Origin of the sequence: Caballeronia sp. LZ001 (genome assembly GCF_031450875.1) — a bacterium.
Lineage (GTDB): Bacteria > Pseudomonadota > Gammaproteobacteria > Burkholderiales > Burkholderiaceae > Caballeronia.
Genome location: NZ_JARTVX010000006.1, coordinates 58,612 through 76,514 on the forward strand (window position 1 = coordinate 58,612; position 17,903 = coordinate 76,514).

A 17,903-nucleotide genomic window follows, 5' to 3' on the forward strand; every position below is an offset into this window, starting at 1 on the left:
TCGAAATGCAGCAAGAAGATAACGATTGGAGAGCTTGGCAAAAGGAAGTGATCACCGAGCTCAACGTTCCACAAGATTTCGACGAAGACCTTGAGCGTGAGCGACGCGTGACATTCTTGTCGAACTACCTCGCCTCGCAAGGCTTGAGAACATATGTGCTCGGGATCAGTGGGGGTGTCGACTCTTTGGTTGCCGGCCGATTAGCGCAGTTGAGCGTTGAACGCCTTCGGGCACGCCGATATGAAGCACATTTTGTTGCCGTCAGATTGCCGTATGGGGTTCAACGCGATGAGCATGACGCCCAACACGCATTGGAATTCGTTCGACCCGACGAAGTGCTCATCGTCAATATCCAAGGCTCGGCTGACGAGATGCTCCTATCGCTCGAGCATGCGGGCGCTCAATACGCTGATGAATATCAAAGGGACTTCGTGCTGGGCAACATCAAGGCCCGCGAGCGAATGATTGCTCAGTATGCAATCGCAGGCACTCGACAGGGCGTGGTAATCGGCACTGACCACGCCGCCGAATCGTTAATGGGCTTTTTCACTAAATATGGTGACGGGGCGGCCGATGTTTTGCCCCTTTCGGGTCTGACCAAGCGACGTGTGAGGGCACTGGCGCGGTCGATGGGCGCAGAAGAACGGCTTGTCAGCAAAGTTCCGACTGCCGACCTGGAAACACTTACGCCACAGCGTCCCGATGAAGACAGCTATGGCATCAGCTATGAGAATATCGATGATTTCCTGGAGGGCAGGGACGTCGGCTCTGAAGTCGTGGCCACAGTGCGCCGCTTTTATACCGCCACGCGACATAAACGCTCGCTGCCAATAACGGTACCTGCAGCATAAAGAGTAGTTCCCACGTTCGTTCGGATGACTTTCTGGCGGCTCAGCCGGATGTGTTCATTGTTCGGTGCACAGAAACGGACTCGATCCCAGGCAGGCTCATCGCTCGCGCGGCAAATCGTCTGAATCCAGACGATGCGCCTTCGCACTCGAACTCTAGCGCTTTGCTCTCGCGCCTGCAGACGAGTCCCTCTTCCGCCATCAGACACAGTAAGGTTGCTCTCAGAGCAGGCGTGCCGCTTGCCACACAAACGGCTACTTTTGCGCGCAGCATGGAACCTCCTCATCGAAGCTGAGTGCTGCGACTGACCCAATTTCCCCGTCACTCTGGTCTAGACGCTTCCGGCCGGCTGGCACCAGCTCCGGCGTCGCTGCGACAGGCGGGAGTGGCCTGAAGTCGCTTACTCGCTCGTTCAACGTCTGCTGGATAATCGATTTCGTCAGCCACCGGATCGAAACCAGCGCATCGGTATGCTTGCGTGTCTTGCTGGACCGCCTCGCGCGCCGACCTGCCGCCTGACGAACAGCCGCTCGCAGACAGGGCGCCCATGGCAAGGAAGCTGGCCATGACAAGCGTAAAGTTGCTTTGAAAGAAGTCGCTGCGACCGAACTCATTTAACGAAAACATATTCAGTGGTGGATCCGTTCGATTGAAATGAGATGCTCAACACGGCCACCGTTGCGGTCCGCCGATTCCACGCACCCGTGATAGACCATTGTCCATCCCTCGCGGAGATGGATCACAGGTCGATTGCCTTCCGCTCGACTGTCAATACCGCCGAGGCCACCGGCGGGCGCGGGAACGTTGTTCACCAATGTAGCGTTAGTGCCGATCACATTATCGTGTTGAGGCGATAGGTCTCGTTTTGCCTCGAGGCCCTTTCCGTCCGTGTCGACCGTGTCGTCGGATGCCTCCATATTTGCGTTATCGACAGAGACGACACGAGACTTGGCGCGCTCGATCGGGTCTGCTGACTGCGTGGTCACCGAGTCAAGATCAATTCCGGGTAGCGGATCGGACTCGCCATTTGCATATGAAGCAGGAGGGCTTTCTTTCCCCGCATGTTCATTTTTCATCACTTGCGGATCGGCGCGGGCGGTTTCTGTAGCAGGCGTCTCAGATGGCGTACGTGCCTGGATTTCCTTCTGCTGCGATTGAGTCGGATTCGATTCAGCGTTGTTCACGGGAATACCGCCGGTTGCATGAGGTTGCGGGAAAGAGAAGCTGAGCGGCTCGGTCGCCCGCTCGACGAAGAGTGAACAGCATTGCGTGTGCCGCAGACGATCATTTTCTAGAGTGTGGAGCGTTAGAGAACCCCTAGATCCCTACGGCACACCGGTTGCTCGTTAGAAGTGCTTCCAAACCGAACGCTAGGAGCTCAAAAGTGAAATTCAATATGGTCCATTTTGCGGCACTGATGTCTGCGCTTGTCGTTGCGGGACCTTCCGCGTTCGCGCAAACGCAGGCCGCCAGCACCACGCAGGCGAACGACCTTCCTGCGATCGATAAAGCCTTTGTGCAGGCGGCTTCCGAATCGAGCTCAACCGAAATCGACACGGCGAAGCTTGCGAGCAAGCAGTCGCAAGATAAAGACGTCAAGGACTTTGCGCATCACATGATGCTCGATCACACAAAACTGACCGTCCAGCTCAAAATGGCCGCGCCTCATGGCGTGGCGGTCCCGAAGGACAATTCGGACACGACGGTACTCGATACGCTGAAGCCGCTCAAGGGCAAAGCGTTCGATACGGCCTATATAAAAACCGTTGGCATCGAAGGACATGAGAAGGCCGTCGCCGCGTTCCAAAAGGAAGCCCAGGAAGGCCAAAACGCCGATTTGAAGAAAGCCGCGCAGAAAGCATTGCCCACTATTCAACATCACCTGGAGATGGCGCAGGCGCTTGCGGCCAAGAAGGGCGTGCAATAAACGGGAGGCGCTTCCAAGACGCTAGCTACTTTTTTATCGTCAACTGGGGGCAAGCAGGTGCTGCCCGCCAGTTACTCATTCGGAATGCATTCGCCGGGGTAACGCAATGTTATCGGCAAGCACACTTGAAACCGCGTTCGATATCGGCGGGGACTTTGCTTGGTTTGGGCGAACGCTAGATGCAGGCGTGCACGATCCCGCAGTACTTGAAGGGTTTGCTGCAGGACGCGAGCATTTCCGAGTTCCCCAACACCGCCCGGACCGGTTTGTGTCGAAGTGGCTGCAACTGCGCATCAATGCCTACAAACGGCGTCGTATCCTAGACGCAGGGGTAACACCTTCGTATCTGAGGCGAATTGACGTGCCTTTCTGCCCGATCACCTTATTGCCTCTCACACACGGAGCACTTTGCGATACAGATTGGTCAGTTGATCGTATTGACAACGATGGCGCGTATGCGCCGGGCAATCTGATGGTTATGTCAGTTAAAGCGAACAAGGCAAAAGGCGCAATGAGTTACCAAGCGGTAGCTGAGGTGGCCTCGGCATGCGCGACAGGCAATGCAGCTGCCGCAGACATACGTCGATTATCTGCATCGGGGTGGGCACGGCTCGCATGTCATGGTTGGCGCCGCCGATGTCGCCGAAGTCGAATCATCGCTTGGCCCCCTTTTAACGACAATTCCTGAAGACTCTCGTGTTCCACTTTACTATGTACTACAACAAATGCTGCTGCACTCCGCACTATGTGCATCAAAGCGTAATCAAGTTCTGAAAGACCTCAATCGTCTCCAGCCATCCGCGGAGCGGCGCCTAGCACTTCGCTGCGCAGCGGAACGGCTGTCGATCGCTTTGAAGTCTGTCGATTTCCCGTACGATGCGCTAGCCGACGCGCTCGTGCAGCGTCAACTTCGAGGATGGTTCCAGGCCGTACCTAGCGCCTGCCTACCGGCGCTACTGAAACTTTGCGCTTCCCATGGTGCCGAGCAATGCGAGCCGACGCTGCCAGCTGCTTGGTCAATACAGACACACGGCAAGTTCTAAAGCCGGGAATGAAGCGCGCGCTTCGCGGTTTATTTAGCCATGCGAATCGCTATTGCCGCGACGCGGCATGCGGATTGCAGTTACTGACGTGCTCTTACCCAAACCCTGTCTTGGAGAGAATCATGGCTGCTGCAACCACCCTTAACGACCTGTTTATTCATGCTTTGTCCGACGTTTACAGTGCAGAAAAGCAATTGACCAAGGCGCTTCCAAAGCTCGCGCGAGCGGCAACGAATCCAGACTTGGCCGCCGCGTTCAAGACGCACTTGGAAGAGACGCAGGGCCAGATTGATCGAATCGACCAAGTAGTCGAGCTATCTGCGGTCAAGCTCAAGCGCGTCAAGTGCGTCGCGATGGAGGGCTTAGTCGAAGAGGGGCAGGAACAGATTGAGGAAATCGAAAAGGGGCCGATCCTCGATGCGGCGCTCATTGCCGCTGCGCAAAAAGTCGAACACTACGAAATTGCGACCTACGGAACGCTTGCCGCGCTCGCCAAGAAGCTTGGCTACAACGATGGCATGAAGCTTCTTCTTGAAACGTTGGAAGAAGAAAAGGCGACGGACCAGAAGTTAACGCTGCTTGCAGAGCAAGAGCTTTCCGAAGAAGAAGTCGGCAAGTGAATCGTTGAGGCTAGTGGTCCTTGCAGGGCAGCTGCTGCGATGGGCAGCCAACGATGTCCAAGTACAGAGGGTGCTGGTTGACTCTGTTAAACAAACTAACCGTCGCCACCCCCAGCCAAAGACGAGACCATGCGCGTCATTGGCTTCATATCCGTGAAAGTTTGAGGAGCAAATTATGCCAACAGTGACATCGAACGGAACGGTAGTCGTACGTCGCAACCCGGTTGATTGGATTACCGGAGCTCTGGCGGTCATTGGAGCTATTAATTGGGGGTTAGTTGGGCTAGCGCACTTCGATCTGGTCGCCGCTATTTTTGGTGCCGGGTCTGCCGGCGCACGGATCGTTTATATCTTGGTGAGTCTGGCCGGGGTGTACTTACTCATTCGAGCATTTGTCCCGAACCGTAGCCATGCTCTCGCTAATCACTGAGCGAGCTTCAGTGCGCGCCCCAGCTGCCACTCTCTACGTATCTGTCAGCGCATCCCGTCTTGAGTGTCGGGGTGCATGATGCGAAGGTTTCGCCATCGTAATGGCGGGAGTGATGCGATGGACTACGACGTGATGGGGCGAGCTGTCATGCGAACGGGGGCTCGGCGCCCTCGCCAAGGCGAAGCATTCTGGCGAGATGGTCTCCGCATGGAAGATGAGCGGCGTTGGCACTCGGCGCTTCTGTCGCGAACAAGGTCTTGCCGTCAGCACTTTTGGATTGTGGCGCAAGAAGCTTACGGGCGGGACGTCTGCAACGAGTCCGCTGGCCGTGACGGCCGACGCCGCGTTCGTCATTGCTCGCCTCGAAGGTGAGCCTGCGGCGACACCATCATCTGCTTCCGCCGATACGCCATCGTTATCGACGCGTGCGCGATAACGTCACGCGATCATGAACGGCAGGCTACATGGCCTTACCGCGGCCATCAGCGTGAATGTTTCCAGTTCGTGATTCACGTTGTCCGCGCGTTCGAACAAACGCTGAAGATTCGGATGCGAGCCGGTGAAAGTGCCAAGCAGTTCTTCGCGGCTGCTCTTGGCGTTCCATCGACCCAGTTTTCCGTCTCCGCTACGGCGACGAGGTTCACCGCCTGTCCGCATCGCACGTAATAGGGTAGCTGGGCGACCATTGCAGCGCCTGTGCCGCAAGTCCCGGCCTGCTTTGGGTCTTGGCGATTTCAAAGAACCGACGGCGGCAATGCGCCCAACAACCGACCGCGATGATGTCGCCGGTCTCATAAAGGGCCTCGTGCTGCTGTATGCGTCGGCCTACAAGTAGCCCTAGTAAGTTTTCAGGTAACCCTGGGGATGCGAGCCCGCCCGATTCAGCGAACTCGAACACGACCGCCGGAGGGTGATCTCCCCAGACGCCATTCTCCTCGCGTCGGCCCGCACCCAGATAGCCCCATAATCGAGCGGTGCGGGTGGTCTTGCGGCCCTTCTCAAGTAAAGGCAGCGTCGTGTCGTCGACGTGCATGCGCGGCGCTTGGTGACCACGTGAGCATGCGGTCCCAACCAGAACGACGAATCCGGGCTGACGATGTGTTTTCCGCGCTACGTCTCGTGACTAGATTTCAACGCGGCCACCGCGGGCCTGCGCGTCAACCGATACCAAGGCTCTCTCATCGTCCGACATGTTTGCTTCTTTGGTTGGCATCGTAAAAGTTCCTTCATGGCGAGCGCAAGGCCTATCGCTTCGTTCTGTTCCGGCGTCAAGTTTCGAGCTCCGACGTGCTCTCGACGATAAAAAATCATTGTTGCGTAGACGTCTGCAACAGCCTTTCTTTTGGGCCGACAGCGAAGTCATCCGTCGCCCTCTGCCGTTCAATCTGCAGGTCCTTGCAGGGTCATCGCTCATCAGCGGGTATCAAAGAGACCGCGGTAGCAGACGAGGCGCATCGATTGCGGTATTGCGAGTTTGCCAGACGGAGAGTGCGCCATGCGTGTCCATCACCTCAATTGCGTGTCGAGCTGTCCGCTTGGCGGCAAGCTATTCGACGGCCAGACGCCGGGCCTGCTTCGGCGCGGCGAGCTGACGTGTCATTGTCTGCTGGTTGAATCGGATCATGGACTCGTCCTGATCGACACGGGCTTCGGCCTCCGCGACGTTGCGAATCCGCAAAGCCGTCTGAGCACCTTTTTCCTGGCAATGCTCAAGCCCGACTTTCGGGCCGAAATGACGGCGGTACGGCAAATTGAAAACTTGGGCTTCGGTGCATCCGACGTGCGTCACATCCTTCTTAGCCACCTTGATTTCGACCATGCCGGCGGACTCGACGATTTCCCGAATGCAGCGGTGCATATGTTGCAAACCGAACGCGATTACGCAGCCCGTCAGAAAACCTGGCTAGACCGTCAGCGCTTTCGTCCACAGCAATGGTCCACGCAACATAACTGGACGGTTCACAGGCAAAATGGTGGCGATGCATGGTACGGCTTCGAACGCGTGTTGCCGCTGGCAGATTTCGGCGACGACATTGCATTCATCCCGCTGCGCGGGCATACCTTTGGGCATGCGGGGATTGCGGTGCGAACGGACAACCGCTGGCTGTTGCTTGCGGCGGACGCCTACTTTTACAACACAGAAATGAATGCTCAACGGCCTCATTGCACACCGGGACTTGCGTTCTATCAATGGCTCATGGACAAGGATGGCGTTGCAAGGAGACGCAATCAGGCGCGCTTGCGTGCACTTTGCAACGATCCGTCCGCCAGCGACATTGAAGTGTTTTGCAGTCACGATCCAATCGAATTCGAACGATTGTCGGGCCGTTCACCGGGCGTGCCCGCCGAAGCGTGGATCGGACGATGAGTGCGCCAGCCGCGTCGACATCGATCGAAGACTCGATGCGTTACACCGTTTTTCGGCCGACGCGCACCTGATGCACGCGGGGTAACTAATGACCGGCGTCGGAGCCACGCGTGCAATGGCCATCGAGCTTTCTCCGGTGATGAAAACTCGCTACGAGAAAACCAGTTCTATTCTTCCTGGCCAACTGCCTCGGACACTTCCGCCGGCATTTCGAACTCCTGCTCGGTCAAATTATCCAGCTTGCCTAGCACTTCGTCGCTTGCTTCATTGCCACGGGCGGTCTTTTTTTCGCGGAGAACGCCCGCTCGTCCGTAGATGCAAGGATGATCAAGCATCCGGTTCAACCCTGTAACGGCGCATGTTAGGACGGAGACGGCGAGCAAGCGCGAAGACGCCCAGCGCGGCGATCGCTGCGGACGCAAACGGAAACGTTGCCGCCGTATTCACGGCGATTGCGGCTGGCTGGCTCCGAGCGACAAGCTGCATTCTGCGGGTCGTCATGCGTTGACCGAGTTGCGAGAGTTTCGGTCCGAGCGCGCGTTCAGCAGTCGGCAGCAGTACGGTTTCCTCGTCCGCCACATGGTGCATCACCTCGCGCATGAGTTTCATGAAGCCGGCATCGTAGGCAGCGTCGCCAGGATCCGTCGACCGCAGTCTCGCGATGTCCGCGCGCATCTCGTCATGCTCGGGCTTGCTCTTCGCGAGAACATCGTCGCCGGCGATCGCCGCGGCAAGCGCCGGATAGAAAATCTCTTCCTCGAGTTGCGCATGAATTCCAAGCGCGGTGCAGGCGAGTTCGACGATGGCCTGCTTGCGCCACGCGGGCGTATCGACGTGATAGCGATGAAATGCCGCCATCACGTGCGTGTGGTCCATGCGAATCATGGTCGTGATGGAAGGAGAAAAAGACGTGATCATTCTGGACTCCGTCGGGCGCGATGCGCCGCTGTTGTGGAAGAAGTTGCACCTGTCAGTGCTTGTCCGGTAGCGCGTAGGCAATGACATAATCGCCAAGTTTGGTCAGGAAGGAACCGTGACCGCCCGCCGCGATGACGACATACTGCCTGCCGTTCGCTTCGTAAGTCATCGGCGTCGCCTGACCTCCCGCCGGCAGTCGCGCTTGCCAGAGCTGCTCTCCGGTGTCGGTGCTGAACGCGCGTAGATAGTCGTCTGCCGTTGCGCCGATGAAGAACACGTGGCCGGCGGTCGTCACCGGTCCGCCAAGCATCGGCATTCCCATCCTGAACGGGACCGGAATAGGCGATGCATCGCGCGTGGTGCCTATACGCTTTTTCCAGATGACCTTGTTGGTGTTGAGATCTAGAGCGGCCACATAGCCCCACGCAGGCTGCTTGCAAGGCAGATTGATCGGTGAGAGGAACGGGTTGAGTTCCACGCCAAACGGCACGCCATATTGCGGCTGAATCCCGACCTCAGTACCGGTTCCAGCCTGCCCGGCCTGCGGAGGCGATACCGGGTTATGCGGGCCGCGCGGCACGAGTTTGGACACGAAGGGTAGTGCGATAGGATTGGCGATGACCAGTTTGCGGTCCGGGTCAACCGCGAGCCCACCCCATTCGAACATGCCGAGATTGCCAGGAAACACAAGCGTGCCCTGCTCGGAGGGGGGCGTAAAAATACCTTCGTAGCGCAGCCGATGAAACATCACCCGGCAAACGAGCTGATCGAACATCGTTGCGCCCCACATGTCCGCACCGGTCAGATTTTGCTTGGGCCGGAACGTCAGATCGGAGAACGGCTGCGTGGGCGAGACGTGGTCGCCCTTCGCGGCGCCCTGCGGCACGGGACGTTCAGGCGCGGGCACGATGGGTCTTCCGGTACGGCGATCGAGCACAAAGATATTGCCGGTCTTGGCGGGGGCATAGATCACAGGCAAAACTTGTCCGTTGGCATCGCGAATGTCCGCGATCGTTGGTTGAGCAGGCAGGTCCATGTCCCACAGATCATGATGGACTGTCTGATAGAACCAGGCGAGCTTTCCCGTTGTCGCATTGAGTGCGAGCAGGCCGCTTGCAAACTTCTCTTGCTCGCGAGTACGATTGCCGCCCCAGATGTCAGGCGTTGTAACGCCCATTGGCAGGTAGACGAGATCGAGTTGTGGATCATAAGCGGCCGGCGCCCAGGAGTTCGGAGAATTCGATGTATAGCTGGCCTGGTCACTTGGAATTGCGTTCGGCTCTTGCGCGCCCGGATCGAATGCCCACAGCAGTCTGCCTGACTCGACGTCGAAGCCCCGAATGACACCCGACGGCTCGCGATTGCTGTAGTTGTCCGTGACCGCGCCGGCGACGACGATCACTTTGGATGTGACGATGGGCGGCGAGGTCGGCTCGTACTGTCCGGGCGTCTTCACCGGCTGCAAATGCTGCAGATCGAGCATGCCGTCGCTGGCGAAGGCGTGGCAGCGCTTGCCCGTGTCCGCGTCGAGTTCGAACAGACGCCCGTCGTTGACTGGCAGGACGATGCGCCGAGCACAGATCGCGAGCCCCTTCGTGTTGCCTTGCCGCCGTCCCGATGTGCCAGCCGGCGTCTCATAGTAGGACACGCCGCGGCAGGTGACATGCTGGAAGCTGGGGTCAGGTTTGAGCTTCGGATCGAAGCGCCACAGCTCCTTCCCCGTTGCACCGTCGAGCGCGATGGCGTTTTGATGCGGCGTACAAAGATAAAGCGCGCCATCAACGGCGATGGGCGTCACCTCGTCGGTGATTTCGAGGGGATCGTCGAGGCCTTTTCTGTCTCCAGTGCGAAAACTCCATACTTGCTGCAAGTTCTGCGCGTTGTGCTGATCGATTTGCGTCAATGGCGAATAGCGCGTTCCGCCTTGAGTATTGCCATAAGCGAGCCAGTCGCCGGGACGATGCACCCGCGACGCATTCACTGCGTCCACTCGCACGGGCACGGCGGCCGATGCCTTTACGGTACCGTCGATCTGTTGCGGGTCGTTGAAGGCAGCCCACACCAGCGCAACGCCCGCCAATACGATGGAGCCGCCGAGCGCGAATCCGGCCTGCCGCGCCGGTGACCGGAAGCGACGAAATACGAAGGGCAACAGCAGCCATATGCCGACTAGCACCAGCACATCAAGACGCGGCGCGAGCGCCCAGAAGTCGAAGCCCGCTTCGACGACGGCCCAGATCAACGTGGCAATCAGCGTCAGCGCATAGAGCCACAATGCAAGCGCGCTTCTGCGCCTGATGAGCCAAGCGACGACTAGCATTACCACGCCGGCAACGACGTAATACGGCGTGCCGCCGACGACGACGAGCCAAGCGCCGCCGATGCCGAGATAAAGCCCTGCGAGCACGAAGAATGCCCATGTCAAATGGACAGACCATGACGGATGCATTGTTCCTGCCTGCCGGAGCGCAGCGCTTTCTTGATCGGTGCTCATGGATAGACTCTCGGAAATGACTCTGGCCAGCGAAGGTTATGTCCCGCGCAGATGAGAAGAGCAGTCGCTGTGCCGTCAGCGGCGCGTGCAGCACGGAATGCTCTGTCTGTGGCCAAGCCATCGCCACGACATGACGCTCAGTGCTTGCCCGCTCCCTGTTCGTCTCGCCGTCGACGTTGCTCGCTCCGGCGCGCTCGGACACCTCGCAACCGGCTTACCGACCACCGAAATTGTCGTGGGATGCTGGGGAGGTCGCTTACATCATTGATCCAGGTACAACTCGCGGGTATTCGCCTCGTGACATGAAAGCGATCCGCTTCGATCCACGTTGGCCGGTGCAACAGCCGTCGAATCGCGCGTGCATTTCGCTTCGCAATTCATCGAGGTGTTATGCCGACTCTGCTCTTTTTTATCCTGTTCCGCTCCTATCCCTACAACTGGAGAAGCATGGACGCTTCTTGCAACGTGCGAGCTTGTTTTGAGCTTTTTGCCGGTTCGTCGGACGGATGTTTCCTCGTTGCCATTCGGGCATCGTTGACCCGATCACGAGCCGCCGATCCCGATATGCATTCGACGTTTCCGGCTTTGAACGTCATCTGACAATGTATGGCGTCAAATGGTCCCGCAGCCGCACATTGCTGCTCCGGCTGACGGACATACTCGCCGCGCGAGGGCGTTGCGATCTCTCGTGCGGGTTGACCGGCGGCGTTCTAAACCACTCAGGTTTGACAATCGGACTTGCGCTGACGACGTCGGCTGTCGCGTCCGGATCGTGCGCGCCTGCTAGCTCGTACGGAAGCTCACTGCTCGGTGCCCGAGTTCATAATTCGATGGCGGCTCTGTTCGATTCCATCATTCTGGACGGCCTGTCTGTCTCGCTCCTGCGCAAACCAGCGGCATTTGGTTTGTCATTTGAACTAGTCGTCGACAGCTGAAGGATCGATACAGGCGAGGGCATGGTCGCATACCGTTGTACGCTGCGGCGTTTCAAGGTCGCGTGCGGATGCCGTTCGAATTCACCGTGTCGTCTACGGCGTGGACGCAGGGAGTGCTAGATCTCGGCGAAGAGGTTCGGAAGCATGCAAGCGCGAGCAGGGCAAACCGACGATCTCTGTTGGTCAAGCGGCGACATCGCGTGCGCCTTTCGTCCTTATGGGATGCAATACGTACAATTCGTATGGGGTACGAAAGAACGGAGGCCCGCCTGACAGGCGAAAGGGCTGCGCAAGGCACGCGCGTCGCGTCGTTCCTCTCGATGCACATTCCGTCGGGCTTACCCAATGCGGCAAAGTTATAACCCCACCCAGACGAGCGATAGCAATGGCAACCACAACAGGTAAGCGACCCAAGCTGATCCTGTTTCCGACCATGCCAAAACTGTCAATCCGCAGGCGCCCGAAACGATGATTTCGTCGTTTATACGTCGGACAGGGGCACACAGGCGAGCGGATTTTACTGGCACGTTGAAAGTGATTCGTGCTACGGATGATGCCGAGAGGCTGGGGGCCGCGATCGTCGCCGCTCTTCTCGCGTATCCGGAGCTGTAGCAGTGAACGAATAGAAAGCCGGGCGGGGCATTAGAGCGTCCGCATCCTTGCCGGATGCGAACAAAGCCACCAGTGCGACTGTATCGGGCTGCCCTAAAAATGGTCGTCCAGGCCGACGCAGGTCCCCTGGATCTGCAGGGAACCTCGCATCGAAACGATTTAAGGAAGGCACCGCGCCGATTTAGCATATCGTCCCGCAAAGCGAGTCTGTCCCAAACTCGCCGGCGCCGATGCAGGCGCTTTATCCAAGATAATGAGCGCGGCCCTTGAAATCAGAGCCGGCATCGTGCGTCTGTCAAGAGTCTGCAATCCCGGCTGGGTTGCAGGTCAAAAAACATGACCGTTCAAAATATCGAAGCCAAAGGTCAAAAAGCACGCGTTACGTACGCGAACGTTTTGTCCAACTGTTCGATAATATGGTTCGTTGCATAGATTCGTTCGAGCCTAGTCAATTTTCGAGGGTCAGTAATGGCCTCGATTGTGTATTGTCTTCAACGCAACGAAAGCGGTTTAGAGTTCGAGCGCGACTTGATCGATACTGATACGGCGGGATACCTCGTTGATATGAGTCTCGTATTCGTGGAACGGTGTTCCGTGAGCGTCGCTGCTGCCTCCCGACCAGCCTTCCAACGCGCTATGCGGCGAATTTTGCTTGGCGACTGTTTCATTACAACGGAGCTGTGGAGCTTCGGCAACAGCATTTCAGACGTCGTCAGTACCTTCGAGTTACTTTTGAATCGCGACATCCAAGTCATATGTCTTGCATACGGAAAAGAGGATTTGTGTGCGGCACAAAATTATGGTTTCCTGCACGCGCTGCGACTTGCGAACGATTTGGAACATAAGGCTCGTCAGGACCGCGGCCGAGAAGCAAGTCAAGCCAAAAAAGACGATGGCATCGTTCAAGGGCGTCCTCTCTCTCTTTCGCATGATCAAAGGCAACGCGCACTCGAGAGCCTTGCAATGGGCTCAACCGTTGCGGATGTAGCGCGCACATTCGAAACGTCGCGCCAGACCATCATGCGCCTGCGCGATGCGCTAAGAGACGCTGATTCGCTCCGGCAGATTGGCGCAACCAGTTAGTTACGGAACGCTTGGCTCGGTGCGAATTGAGAACAAAACCGGTCGTCCCCAAGCATGGAGTTTGTGAAATCGGTGCTTAAGGTGAGTAAGCTTTATCTCGTTCTTTGTCTGATTATCGAGGAGCTTCAATGGTTATCTTTCATCGTGATTTTGTGTTTGAACCTGTCGTTACCCGTCGAGGAACGGCTTTCATCGCTGCGGCGTCAATTTTTGAAGAAGATGGTCACCGGACGTCATTAAAAGATCTAGGTGTTTTCGCGAGTGAGAGTGGTGCCTATGAATTTTCAGTTTGCTGTGCGATGGCCTTTCTCGACGGCGAAAAAATGCCGCTTCCGCCTGTAGGACCAACGTGATTCGAACTTTTTGGGCATTTTGGTTCCCGTACGTACTGCACAATTGCTGCCCGAAGTCGCGTTCTCCAGGCACTGGTAAAAGTGGTACGTGCGCGCGCAATCGCGTGTTTTTGGCGATTTTTATGCCAGAAATGGGGATGCGAGGCGCGCGACTTCGTCAATTCATCGTCTCAATCGTTACTGAGCCATGGAAAGTGCCTGCAGCGGTGAGAGCTCTGATCTCCGCAGATGCTAGACTTAGGTCGTTGACCGATTCCTCAAATTGCGAGATAGGCGTTTGAGGCGAATTGCTCCAGGGTCGGCAGCCTGCCGACTCGAGCGCTCAAATTCACGGCAAGTCGCTGCTGACCGAAGCGGGGCGGTATGAATCGTTTCCTTCAATACCTGCAATCAGGGAATGCAAGGCGTTCTGGAAACGATCATGGTAGTTGCGACTATCGCTAAATTTATCGCATGAATGTGCTTTTTGAAGTTGGCCGTCACGCCAGTACTGCCGGCTAAAGGCGCATGCTTCTAACACGGGCAGGGAAAACCTCGATCCCGATGTAAGGATGCCGCCGTCGCTTTCCTGACTCTAACGCTGTACCCGATTCTGCGAAGTGGGCGGCGGTGCATCAAACACGAAACCAAGAACAGCGAGCAGCTATTGGCGAATATCCACGCGTGGGCGACAGCGCTCCGGGCACTGTACTGAACATCCTTATACCGTGCCTTCGCCGTTAGCATTTTGCCGATGGTCAGATAGAGGCGATATAACTCAGCGGCCTGAGTCGGCAAACCGATGACGTTGCGTTCCAACCATTGCCGGAAGTGCGCTAATACCGGCAAGGTCTCCGCTTGCCGCGCCGCATATTGCGGTCAGGTTGATTCGCGACTCAATGGCGTATAGCTGGGCGATCCATTGCAGCGCCTGTGCCGCGAGTCCCGGCTTGCTTTGGGTCTTGGCGATTTCAAAGAACCGACGGCGGCAATGCGCCCAACAACCGACCGCGATGATGTCGCCGGTCTCATAAAGGGCCTCGTGCCCGCTGTATGCGTCGGCCTGCAAGTAGCCCTAGTAAGTTTTTAGGTAGCCCTGCGGATGCGAGCCCGCGCGCGATTCAGCGAACTCGAACACGACCGCCGGAGGGTGATCTACCCAGACGCCATTCTCCTCGCGTTGGCCCGCACCCAGATAGCCCCATAATCGAGCAGTGCGGGTGGTCTTGCGGCCCTTCTCAAGTAAAGGCAGCGTCGTGTCGTCGACGTGCATGCGCGGCGCCTGTAACTGGTGCGCACGCAGCGGTGGCAGAAGCGCAGCGAGCAATTCTGCTGCGGCCAGCTTCCATTCGCACAGCGGGCCCGCGGCAGGTGAATACCACGGCGCGCATAGCGCGTCTCTTGCCGATTCAACGGCAGATGATCGACGTAGGTGCTCACCAGGATGTTTGCGAGCCGACTCGCGCTCGCATTACTCTTGGGCAGCGGCGAGGTCTGAGCGCTCGCCGTCACGACGGTCGACTCGCCATCCTTCTTCGCTGCATACCTGAAGCGGATATGTTCGATGACCGTGAGCCTTGACGGCTCGTAATGCAGCGTCTCACTACGCTCTTCGCCGATGCGCTCAAGCGCGTCGAATGCGGCCTTCTGTTCGTCGCTCAGATCATATTCGATGCGCGTGCGTGGCAAGTCCTTTGGCAGCGCGGGGCGTCCCTCGCGGCTGTGCCCTGTGACTTGAACCTTCGCCGGCTCGGGAGGAACGGGAATATCTATGGCGGCGTCAAACAGCTCGGCCTGACCAGCCAGGCGCTCAGAGCTCGACCCGAAGCGTGCGCGATTGAGTTGTGCAATCTGATGTAATGCAAAGAACGTTAAGCGGTTCGTCTGCCGTTTTGCATCGGCCTGATCGGGCGTGAATGGCTGTTGGACGCGTTTAAATCCCGGTTTCAATGCAGCGGCGAAGTGCATCGTCGAGTGTCGGCAGGACGGCCGCCCTCCGACTGGTAAGCGCGCGATAGAGAGGCTGCGGCGCGGCGGGATGCATCGCCTCGATGGTGCGCGCTTGTACGAGTCTCGGATCCCGACCCGCGATGTGTGCAGCTTGCACCGCAAATTCGAAGCAGGTGAGCGCGCCGCGGTTGGTCAGGTGCACGACACCAGATTCGCGATCGATCAGCAGATCGAGGCATGCGTGCGCGAGGTCCGGCGCATACGTCGGCGAGACGGTCACATCCTTTGCGGCCACATAGGCGCAGTCGTCGACGAGTGCGCGCAAGGCGCGGTCCAAAAAGCTCGGGCGCGTACAGAGCCCGAAGACAGGACCGGTTCGAACAACGAGCGCCTCCGGAAAGCACCGCAGCACTTCGCGCTCGGTTTGCGTCATGCAACGGCCCAGGCGATTGACCGGACTCACGTCGTCGGTCTCGACGTAGGGGTGCGTTGCGCGTCCGTCGAAGACGAGGTCACACGAAAACCCGAGATATTCGATGCCGTCTGCGGCGCACGCCTTGGCAAGCGCGGCTGCCGATTTCTTGATCGTTCCAAGATGATCAGCTGTACCGCGCTCGGCTTCTTCGACATCGACCGGATACATGGCGTTAATGACCGCCCAGGGTTTGAACTTGCCGATGGCATCGCTATCCAGCAAGTCGTCCGCTGACACGGTGGCGTATCGCAAGTCACGCTCCGCGCAGAGGGTGGCGAAGAGTTGCGCCAGCGCGCCGTCGCCGACGACGAGTATCGGTGCGGCCGCGTTCGTCTCGTCGCGCGAGCGCGCAGGTGCTGCATACTCTTCGAGGGCGCCGAATCCGTCGAACACGACTGGCTCGCAGAGAAAGCGCCCCGGCCGACGCCACCATCCCGTACCGTGCATGACGGGATGTTCGTGCGGACGACCAGCGGCAAGGTCGCGCATGAGCGCGGCGACGGCCGTTTCGCGCGGCGCGTGCGCGCGCACGTCGAATGCGCCGGATTCGTAATAGCCGCGCTCTTCGGTGACGAGGCAGTTCCAATCGTACGAACCGAGAAGTGCCCAGACCGTCACCGCGCGCACGTCGGCGCCTTGCGCGCGTGCCTCGCTAGCGGCAGTCCATATCTCGTACAGCCAGCGTAACTGGTCCTGACGCGTCGAGTCGATATGCGCTTCCGTGACTGCGAGCGGCAAGCGATACCGCTGCCACGCTTCGTCGATCACGGTCCGTATGCCCTGCGGGGGATGCGCGAGCGCGCGCGCCGCTTCGATGTCCGCGAAACGCTGGCCGTACCATTCGCACCGGTACGCCTGCGGATACTGATGCGTCCGGTGATCAAGCCAGCGCTCGCTCGTTATGTAGTAGTTGATGCCGACGATATCCGGCGGGCACGGATTGTCGACGAACCACAGCACGTCTTCTTCTTCGACGCCCGCATCCATGATGTATCGCCACAGCGCATGTTCGCGCGTCACCTTGCCGCAAAGCAGGTCCCACGAAAGCCAGCGGCGTTCGTTGTAAAAGTTGACGAGCTCGGTCATGGCCGGCGTGCCTTGCGTCTTGCCAAGATCGTCGGTCTGAACGAGCAACGCGCGCGGGTTGACCTTCCGCACTTCTCGCATCGCATGCACCGTCGCCTTGCACTGATTGATAAGCGCTTCGAGATATGTCCGGTCATTCGTGCCGTGCGGATGCCACACGCCGTACAGCCCGCTGAATCGCGCGGTGGTGTTCGGCTCGTTGACCGGCGTGTAGTACGAAAGCCACGGATAGCGCTCAGCGACCGCTCGTGCGAATTCCGCGAGCCTGCTGGCGAAGTGCGGGTCGAGCAGTCCGCCGGGCAGCGGCCCGCTTCCATGATGCAGGAGGCCCGCTATCGGCTCCACGCCCAATGCACGAAGCGTCGGCAAGCGCGCATCAAGCCATGACCAGTCGGCTTCGTCGATACTCGACGGCGCTGTTCTTTCCCACAGCACCGGATAGCGCAGCGCCCGTATGCCCAGCGACGCGAAGCGCTGCAGATCGTCCTCCCGCGTCGCATGTCCGTTACGGTCCAACTGGCTGAAGAAGGTATCCCGCACCCGGTTGACTGTGCATTCCAGTCCTCCCCACAGCACCAGCCGATCATCCATGTCCAGCATCCTGAAAATTAGTACGAGGTGAGAGCGTTCCCCGACGTATTCAAGCACTCGGTATGCCGTCGCCCTGCGCGATCAGTGTTTGCCCCGCGCACGCTCGCGCTGGAACAACGATTGCCGCTCATGTCGCAGATTTGTCAGCAAGCGCGACGACACGCGCATGAGTGCCTTGCCGGACTCTGCG

The 17,903-nt window shown here is 58.3% G+C and carries 16 protein-coding genes and 1 pseudogene; 9 read left to right on the forward strand and 8 right to left on the reverse strand.

Translation table 11 applies throughout. The features are described from left to right. The first annotated feature begins 5 nt into the window (after window positions 1-5). On the forward strand, window positions 6-851 hold the full coding sequence (gene nadE / locus P9292_RS40890; protein WP_309957879.1) for an ammonia-dependent NAD(+) synthetase: 846 nt from the start codon (window positions 6-8) through the stop codon (window positions 849-851). Window positions 852-1,478: 627 nt separating this feature from the next. Here the strand turns inward: nadE and P9292_RS40895 are convergent. Then, window positions 1,479-2,033, reverse strand: a complete 555-nt coding sequence (locus P9292_RS40895) for a DUF3005 domain-containing protein (RefSeq protein ID WP_309957881.1) — start codon at window positions 2,031-2,033, stop codon at window positions 1,479-1,481. Between the two features lie 212 nt (window positions 2,034-2,245). Between P9292_RS40895 and P9292_RS40900 the strand changes: the two genes are divergently transcribed. The 4 genes from P9292_RS40900 (at window position 2,246) to tnpA (ending at window position 5,305) form a co-directional block, all read left to right on the forward strand. Next, entirely contained in the window at window positions 2,246-2,776 is a 531-nt protein-coding gene (locus tag P9292_RS40900; protein ID WP_309966471.1) for a DUF4142 domain-containing protein, read from the forward strand. Window positions 2,777-3,941: 1,165 nt separating this feature from the next. Then, window positions 3,942-4,439 (forward strand): DUF892 family protein, encoded by a 498-nt coding sequence (locus P9292_RS40905; protein ID WP_309965600.1) that lies wholly within the window; start codon window positions 3,942-3,944, stop codon window positions 4,437-4,439. A 175-nt stretch (window positions 4,440-4,614) separates the two neighbouring features. Next, window positions 4,615-4,869, forward strand: a complete 255-nt coding sequence (locus P9292_RS40910; protein WP_309853570.1) for a DUF378 domain-containing protein — start codon at window positions 4,615-4,617, stop codon at window positions 4,867-4,869. Window positions 4,870-5,083: 214 nt separating this feature from the next. After that, window positions 5,084-5,305 carry an IS66 family insertion sequence element accessory protein TnpA gene (gene tnpA, locus P9292_RS43415; RefSeq protein ID WP_409015632.1) on the forward strand — a complete coding sequence of 74 codons (222 nt, stop codon included), beginning with the start codon at window positions 5,084-5,086 and terminating at the stop codon, window positions 5,303-5,305. Between the two features lie 204 nt (window positions 5,306-5,509). Here tnpA and P9292_RS40915 read toward each other — a convergent pair whose 3' ends face one another. Both P9292_RS40915 and P9292_RS40920 read right to left on the reverse strand, forming a co-directional pair. Continuing rightward, on the reverse strand, window positions 5,510-5,944 hold the full coding sequence (locus P9292_RS40915; RefSeq protein WP_309966475.1) for a transposase: 435 nt from the start codon (window positions 5,942-5,944) through the stop codon (window positions 5,510-5,512). 35 nt (window positions 5,945-5,979) lie between these two features. Further along, a complete protein-coding gene (locus P9292_RS40920; RefSeq protein WP_309853573.1) occupies window positions 5,980-6,180 on the reverse strand; it encodes a hypothetical protein in 201 nt (66 codons plus the stop codon). A gap of 184 nt (window positions 6,181-6,364) precedes the next feature. Here P9292_RS40920 and P9292_RS40925 point away from each other — a divergent pair, with 184 nt between their 5' ends. Beyond that, window positions 6,365-7,237: an MBL fold metallo-hydrolase gene (locus tag P9292_RS40925; RefSeq protein ID WP_309965603.1), complete on the forward strand. Its 873-nt coding sequence runs from the start codon at window positions 6,365-6,367 to the stop codon at window positions 7,235-7,237. A 167-nt stretch (window positions 7,238-7,404) separates the two neighbouring features. Here the strand turns inward: P9292_RS40925 and P9292_RS40930 are convergent, their stop codons facing one another. Genes P9292_RS40930 through P9292_RS40940 form a run of 3 tightly spaced genes read right to left on the reverse strand, consistent with a single transcriptional unit; the run spans window position 7,405 to window position 10,604 of the window. After that, window positions 7,405-7,572 carry a hypothetical protein gene (locus P9292_RS40930; protein ID WP_309965606.1) on the reverse strand — a complete coding sequence of 56 codons (168 nt, stop codon included), beginning with the start codon at window positions 7,570-7,572 and terminating at the stop codon, window positions 7,405-7,407. Next, window positions 7,565-8,155 (reverse strand): hemerythrin domain-containing protein, encoded by a 591-nt coding sequence (locus tag P9292_RS40935; protein WP_309853583.1) that lies wholly within the window; start codon window positions 8,153-8,155, stop codon window positions 7,565-7,567. The genes P9292_RS40930 and P9292_RS40935 overlap by 8 nt, the downstream gene beginning before the upstream one ends. A gap of 52 nt (window positions 8,156-8,207) precedes the next feature. After that, window positions 8,208-10,604 carry a glucose/quinate/shikimate family membrane-bound PQQ-dependent dehydrogenase gene (locus tag P9292_RS40940; protein ID WP_309966478.1) on the reverse strand — a complete coding sequence of 799 codons (2,397 nt, stop codon included), beginning with the start codon at window positions 10,602-10,604 and terminating at the stop codon, window positions 8,208-8,210. 435 nt (window positions 10,605-11,039) lie between these two features. Here P9292_RS40940 and P9292_RS40945 point away from each other — a divergent pair, with 435 nt between their 5' ends. The 3 genes from P9292_RS40945 (at window position 11,040) to P9292_RS40955 (ending at window position 13,632) form a co-directional block, all read left to right on the forward strand. Next, the gene (locus tag P9292_RS40945) at window positions 11,040-11,249 is read left to right on the forward strand and encodes a hypothetical protein (RefSeq protein WP_309936385.1); all 210 of its coding nucleotides are present in this window, start codon (window positions 11,040-11,042) and stop codon (window positions 11,247-11,249) included. A 1,415-nt stretch (window positions 11,250-12,664) separates the two neighbouring features. Further along, window positions 12,665-13,279, forward strand: a complete 615-nt coding sequence (locus P9292_RS40950) for a recombinase family protein (RefSeq protein WP_309965609.1) — start codon at window positions 12,665-12,667, stop codon at window positions 13,277-13,279. 128 nt (window positions 13,280-13,407) lie between these two features. After that, the gene (locus P9292_RS40955; protein ID WP_309965613.1) at window positions 13,408-13,632 is read left to right on the forward strand and encodes a hypothetical protein; all 225 of its coding nucleotides are present in this window, start codon (window positions 13,408-13,410) and stop codon (window positions 13,630-13,632) included. Window positions 13,633-14,389: 757 nt separating this feature from the next. On the opposite strand, the pseudogene tnpC reads toward P9292_RS40955, so the two are convergent. Together tnpC and P9292_RS40970 are read right to left on the reverse strand one after the other, a co-directional pair. Further along, window positions 14,390-15,579: pseudogene (gene tnpC / locus P9292_RS43420) on the reverse strand (IS66 family transposase). Beyond that, window positions 15,545-17,713 (reverse strand): family 1 glycosylhydrolase, encoded by a 2,169-nt coding sequence (locus P9292_RS40970; protein ID WP_309965616.1) that lies wholly within the window; start codon window positions 17,711-17,713, stop codon window positions 15,545-15,547. Before P9292_RS40970 ends, tnpC begins: the two are co-directional and overlap by 35 nt. Window positions 17,714-17,903 lie beyond the last annotated feature (190 nt).